A 5983-nucleotide genomic window follows, 5' to 3' on the forward strand; every position below is an offset into this window, starting at 1 on the left:
GCCGTCAGGTCCGGCTCCTCGTGCACCACCCGGTAGAGCACCGCCGTGTCCGGGCCGTCGCCGAACGGCGCGGTGCCGCCGGCCACGTACGCGGCCAGGGCGCCGAGCGCGAACACGTCGGTGGCCGGGGTGATCGCGCGGCCCTGGGCCTGCTCGGGGGCCATGAAGGCGGGGGAGCCGATCCGGTAGCCGGTGCCGGTCAGCGCGGTGGCGTCGGCGGCCCGGGCGATGCCGAAGTCGATCACCCGCGGGCCGTCCCCGGCGACCAGCACGTTGGCGGGCTTGAGGTCGCGGTGGACCACCTCGACGCTGTGGATCGCCTGCAGCGCCTCGGCGATGCCGCCCATCAGCAGCAGCACGGTGCGGACGGGCAGCGCGCCGTTCTCCCGCACCACCTGCTGGAGGGACGGGCCGGGAACGTACGCGGTGACCAGCCACGGGGAGTCCGAGTCCAGACCGCCGGAGTCGATCACCTGCGCGGTGTACAGCCCGTGGATGCGCTGGGCGTTGCTGACCTCCTGGGCGAACCGGCGGCGGAACTCGCCGTCCTCGGCGAACTCCGGGCGGACCACCTTGAGCGCGACCGGGCGCCCGCCCGGCGTGTACGAGAGGTAGACCCGGCCCATGCCGCCGGCGCCGAGCCGGGCGAACAGCCGGTAGCCGCCGACCTCCCGGGGGTCGTCCGGCAGGAGCGGCTGGAAGACCGGAGGCAGCTTGCCGGGTTCCCGTGGCGTGTCGGCGGTCATGTGGTGGTCCCCCTGGGAGAGCGGTGAGGTCGTTCGGCCGGGCCGCGGCGCGATGACGGGCGTCGGGCGGGCGAGGCATAACCTATCGATCCGTCAGGAAGCCGTGCAGAGCGGTCCGGGTTTGGTTGCAGAGCTGCGACCTTTGCCGGGGCACGACAGAACGCCCGCAGGACGGAACGCCCGTGGCCCCCGTACTCCCTGGACGGGAGTGCGGGGGCCACGGGCGTCAGCGGTGCGGGGCCCGGTCGGCGGGGCCCCGGCGGTGCCGGGCTTCAGCGCGTCAGAGCGCGAAGACCTCCTCGATCAGCGCCTGCTGCTCGGCGGCGTGCCGCTTGGCCGAGCCGACGGCCGGGGACGAGGCCGCCCCGCGGGCGACCCGGCGCAGACGGGCGTCGCCGCCGCTGCGGCCGATGACGACCTGCAGGTGGTCGACCAGGTTCATCGCGATGAACGGCCAGGCACCCTGGTTGGCCGGCTCCTCCTGCGCCCAGACGAACTGGACGTCGTCGCCGTAGCGGGCCAGCTCCTCCTGGAGCTCGGCCACCGGCAGCGGGTAGAGGCGCTCGACCCGGACGATCGCGGTGTCGGTGACGCCGCGCTCGGTGCGGGCCGCCTCCAGGTCGTAGTAGAACTTGCCGGCGGTGATGACCACCTTGCGGACCTGCGCCGGGTCGACGGTGGTGTCGCCGATGACCGGGCGGAACGAGCCGGACAGGAACTCCTCGGTCGAACTGGCCGCGGCCTTCAGACGCAGCATCGACTTCGGGGTGAAGACGACCAGCGGCTTGTGGTGCGGGTTGTGCGCCTGCCAGCGGAGCAGGTGGAAGTAGTTCGACGGCAGGGTCGGCATCGCGACCGTCATGTTGTTCTGCGCGCACAGCTGGAGGAAGCGCTCCGGGCGGGCGGACGAGTGGTCCGGTCCCTGGCCCTCGTAGCCGTGCGGCAGCAGCAGGGTGACGCCGGAGTGCTGGCCCCACTTCTGCTCGGCGGAGGCGATGTACTCGTCCACCATGGTCTGCGCGCCGTTGACGAAGTCGCCGAACTGCGCCTCCCACATGACCAGCGAGTTCGGGCGGGTCAGCGAGTAGCCGTACTCGAAGCCCATGGCCGCGTACTCCGACAGCAGGCTGTCGTAGACGGTGTAGCGGGCCTGGTCCTCGGTGAGGTACTGGAGCGGGGTGTAGTCCTCGCCGGTCTTGCGGTCGATCAGGACGGCGTGCCGCTGGCCGAAGGTGCCGCGGCGGCTGTCCTGGCCGGCCAGGCGGACCGGGTGGCCCTCCATGAGCAGCGAGCCGATGGCGAGGGTCTCGCCCATCGCCCAGTCGATGGTGTTGTCCTCGACCGAGGCGGCGCGGCGCTGCAGCTGCGGCAGCAGACGCGGGTGGACGGTCAGCCAGTCCGGCAGGTTGACCTGGGAGGCGGCGATCCGCTTGACCATCTCCTGGGAGATGCCGGTCTGGATGGAGACCGGGAAGTCGGCGACCGGCTTGCCCGCGGTGGCGCCGGCCGGCGCCTGGGCCGCGTCGCGGACCTCGGCGAAGACCTTCTCCAGCTGGCCCTGGAAGTCCTGGAGCGCCTGCTCCGCCTCTTCCATGGTGATGTCGCCGCGACCGATCAGGCCCTCGGTGTACAGCTTGCGCACCGAGCGCTTCTTGTCGATCAGGTCGTACATCAGCGGCTGGGTGAACGACGGGTTGTCGGCCTCGTTGTGACCGCGGCGGCGGTAGCAGATGAGGTCGATCACGACGTCCTTGTGGAACGCCTGGCGGAACTCGAAGGCGAGCCGCGCGACGCGGACCACGGCCTCCGGGTCGTCGCCGTTCACGTGGAAGATCGGGGCCTCGATCATGCGGGCCACGTCGGTGCAGTACATCGAGGAGCGGCTGGAGGCCGGGGCGGCGGTGAAGCCGACCTGGTTGTTCACCACGACGTGCACGGTGCCGCCGGTGCGGTAGCCGCGCAGCTGCGACATGTTCAGGGTCTCCGCGACGACGCCCTGGCCGGCGAAGGCCGCGTCACCGTGGATCTGGATCGGCAGCACCGGGAAGGTCGTGCCGCCCTGGTCCAGGATGTCCTGCTTGGCGCGGGCGATGCCCTCGACGACCGGGTCCACGGCCTCCAGGTGGGAGGGGTTGGCGGCCAGCGAGACCTTGATGGTCTCCCCGTCCAGGCCGGTGAAGGTGCCCTCGGCGCCCAGGTGGTACTTGACGTCGCCGGAACCGTGCATCGACTTCGGGTCGAGGTTGCCCTCGAACTCGCCGAAGATCTTGCCGTACGGCTTGCCGACGATGTTGGCCAGCACGTTCAGGCGGCCGCGGTGGGCCATGCCGATGACGGCCTCGTCGAGGCGGTGCTCGGCGGCGGAGTCGATGGTCGCGTCCAGCAGGGCGATCAGCGACTCACCGCCCTCCAGCGAGAAGCGCTTCTGGCCGACGTACTTGGTCTGGAGGAAGGTCTCGAAGGCCTCGGCGGAGTTCAGGCGGCGGAGGATCCGCAGCTGCTCCTCGCGCTCGGGCTTCGCGTACGGCTTCTCCAGGCGCTCCTGCAGCCACTTGCGCTGCGTCGGGTCCTGGATGTGCATGTACTCGATGCCGACGGTGCGGCAGTAGGTGTTGCGCAGCAGGCCGAGGATGTCGCGGAGCTTCATCATCTTCTGGCCGCCGAAGCCGCCGACCGCGAACTCGCGCTCCAGGTCCCACAGGGTGAGGCCGTGGGTGGTGACGTCGAGGTCGGGGTGCTTGCGCTGCTTGTACTCCAGCGGGTCGGTGTCGGCCATCAGGTGGCCGCGGACCCGGTAGGAGTGGATGAGCTCCATGACGCGGGCGGTCTTGTTGACCTCGTCGTCGTGGGTGGTGGCGACGTCGGTGGCCCAGCGGACCGGCTCGTACGGGATCCGCAGCGACTCGAAGATCTCGTCGTAGAAGCCGTTCTCGCCGAGCAGCAGGCGGTGGATCTCGCGCAGGAACTCGCCGGACGCCGCGCCCTGGATGACGCGGTGGTCGTAGGTCGAGGTCAGCGTCATGATCTTGGAGACGCCGAGGCGGGACAGGGTCTCCGGGGCGGAGCCCTGGAACTCGGCCGGGTACTCCATGGCGCCGACGCCGACGATGGTGCCCTGGTTCTGCATCAGGCGCGGCACGGAGTGCACGGTGCCGATGCCGCCGGGGTTGGTCAGCGAGACCGTGACGCCGGTGAAGTCGTCCATGGTCAGCTTGTTGGCGCGGGCCCGGCGGACGATGTCCTCGTAGGCCTGCCAGAAGCCGAAGAAGTCGAGGGTCTCGGCCTTCTTGATGGCCGCGACGACCAGCTGGCGGTCGCCGTTGGGCTTGACCAGGTCGATGGCCAGGCCGAGGTTGACGTGCTCCGGCTTGACCAGGAAGGCCTTGCCGTCCTCCACCTTGTAGCTGTAGTTCATGCCCGGGGCGGCCTTGATGGCCTGGACCAGGGCGTAGCCGATCAGGTGGGTGAAGGAGACCTTGCCACCGCGGGCGCGCTGCAGGTGGTTGTTGATGACGATGCGGTTGTCGATCAACAGCTTCGCCGGGACGGCGCGGACCGAGGTCGCGGTCGGCACCTCCAGCGAGGCGTCCATGTTGGTGGCGACGGCCTTCGCCGGGCCGCGCAGCTGGACCAGCTCGGGGCCGGCAGCGGCGGAGGGCGTCTCGGGGTGCGGCGGCGGGTGGTCGTCAGCTGTCGTCGTGGGTGGTGGCGCGGCGTAGGGCCCAGGGCAGGACGAACCACAGGGTGGTGAAGATCAGGGCGACGGCACTGGTGATCACGATGGCCAGTGGCGCGCCGAGCACGACGTCCAGGACCAGCAGGACGGCGCCGGTGAGGGCGCAGGCGAGCAGGAGCAGGCCGTACTGGGCGATGCGGACGGAGACGGTGACGATCCGTGCTTTGCCGGGGTGGCGGTACAGGCCGCGGTGCAGGGCGACGGGGGTGGCGAGGACGGCGGCGGCGATGACGGTCAGCAGGAGGGTGGTGATGTAGATGTCCTGCTGGGTGTCGGAGAGTTCGGCGAAGCGGGGGGTGAAGGCGACGCCGAGCAGGAAGGCGAAGACGATCTGCACGCCGGTCTGAAGTACTCGCAGTTCCTGCATCAGCTCCACCAGGCGCCGGTCCGCCCGTACGGCCGGGTTCTCCCAGCCCGGCGGCAGGGGAGCGGGTTCCCCGGGGCCGCTGCCAGGGTCGTTGCCGGGTTCGGGGTTGGGCGGAGGGGAGCTGGTCATGGGTCAGCTTCTCACGGTGCGGCGCCGGTCGGCGTCAATCCGTACGGACAGTGGGCCGGCTGTCGTCCCTGCCGCCATCGTCGTCCCTGCCGGTGTCGGCGTCGTGTCCGGGGTCCCGTGAGCCGCCGTCCAGGCGGTGCTGCCAGGCGGTGAGGAGCGTCTGCAGGGCGGCGGCCTCCTCGCGGTCGAGGTGGGCGAGCAGGCGGTGCTCGTTGTGCATGTGGGCGGTGAACGCCTCGTCGATCAGGCGCAGTCCGGCGTCGGTGAGGGCGACCACGCGCCCGCGCCGGTCCCCCTCGGCGGTGCGGCGGGTGACCAGCCCGGCGCGCTCCAGACGGTCGACGCGCTTGGTCATCGCGCCGGTGGTGACCATCGTGTGCGCGGCCAGTTCACCGGGGGCCCGCTCGTACGGGGCGCCGGCGCGGCGCAGTGCGGCGAGCACGTCGAACTCGCCCTCGCCCAGGCCGTAGCGCTGGTAGACGAGGGCGAGCTCGGCGCTCAGGTGCGCGGCGAGGCGGTGCAGGCGCCCGATCACCGCCTGCGGGCCGACGTCGAGGTCGGGGCGTTCGCGCCGCCACTCGGCCTGGATCCGTGCGACGTGGTCGTCCTGCTGCCGGTGCTCCATGCCGCCATCCTACCCCGCTAGTTTCCTGGGAAGATATATTGCCTTCCATGGAAGCTAATGTGCGGTGGGTCCTGCTGACCGCCCTCGCCCCGCTCGCCTGGGGCGCCAACTACCACGTGACCCACGCCTACCTGCCCGCCGAGTACCCGCTGTGGGGCGCCGCGCTACGCGCCCTGCCCGCCGGCCTGCTGCTGCTCGCCCTGGCCCGCCGCCGCCCGCGCGGACCCTGGTGGTGGCGCAGCGCGCTGCTCGGACTGCTCAACACCGCCGCGTTCTTCGTCCTGCTCTACCTCGCCTCCCAGCGCCTGCCCACCGGCAGCGCCGCCACCGTCATGGCCGCCTCCCCGCTGGCCATGCTGCTCACCGCCTGGGCGCTGGCG

General features: G+C 71.3%; 4 protein-coding genes and 1 pseudogene. 1 reads left to right on the forward strand and 4 read right to left on the reverse strand.

The window, feature by feature from the left end:
- From J0670_RS27265 to J0670_RS27275, 4 genes and pseudogenes are all read right to left on the reverse strand, one after another.
- The coding region (locus J0670_RS27265; RefSeq protein ID WP_207814348.1) for a serine/threonine-protein kinase at window positions 1–746 on the reverse strand (746 nt) is incomplete at its 3' end.
- 280 nt (window positions 747–1026) lie between these two features.
- Window positions 1027–4473: pseudogene (locus tag J0670_RS27270) on the reverse strand (multifunctional oxoglutarate decarboxylase/oxoglutarate dehydrogenase thiamine pyrophosphate-binding subunit/dihydrolipoyllysine-residue succinyltransferase subunit); the annotation flags it as partial.
- Window positions 4433–4978 (reverse strand): DUF6328 family protein, encoded by a 546-nt coding sequence (locus J0670_RS39530; RefSeq protein ID WP_374223177.1) that lies wholly within the window; start codon window positions 4976–4978, stop codon window positions 4433–4435. The pseudogene J0670_RS27270 and the gene J0670_RS39530, both read right to left, overlap by 41 nt.
- Window positions 4979–5012: 34 nt before the next feature.
- Entirely contained in the window at window positions 5013–5603 is a 591-nt protein-coding gene (locus tag J0670_RS27275) for a MarR family winged helix-turn-helix transcriptional regulator (protein WP_207814350.1), read from the reverse strand.
- 47 nt (window positions 5604–5650) lie between these two features.
- Here J0670_RS27275 and J0670_RS27280 point away from each other — a divergent pair.
- A partial coding sequence (locus J0670_RS27280; protein WP_207814352.1) for an EamA family transporter occupies window positions 5651–5983 on the forward strand: 333 nt, incomplete at its 3' end.

Source organism: Streptomyces sp. FH025 (assembly GCF_017427025.1).
In the GTDB taxonomy this organism is placed as follows: domain Bacteria; phylum Actinomycetota; class Actinomycetes; order Streptomycetales; family Streptomycetaceae; genus Kitasatospora.

What these genes read in the sequence shown, in the direction of transcription:
- J0670_RS27275 (WP_207814350.1), bottom strand. Translation starts at nt 5,603, where the DNA reads ATGGAGCACCGGCAGCAGGACGACCACGTCGCACGGATCCAGGCCGAG.
- J0670_RS39530 (WP_374223177.1), bottom strand. Translation starts at nt 4,978, where the DNA reads ATGACCAGCTCCCCTCCGCCCAACCCCGAACCCGGCAACGACCCTGGC.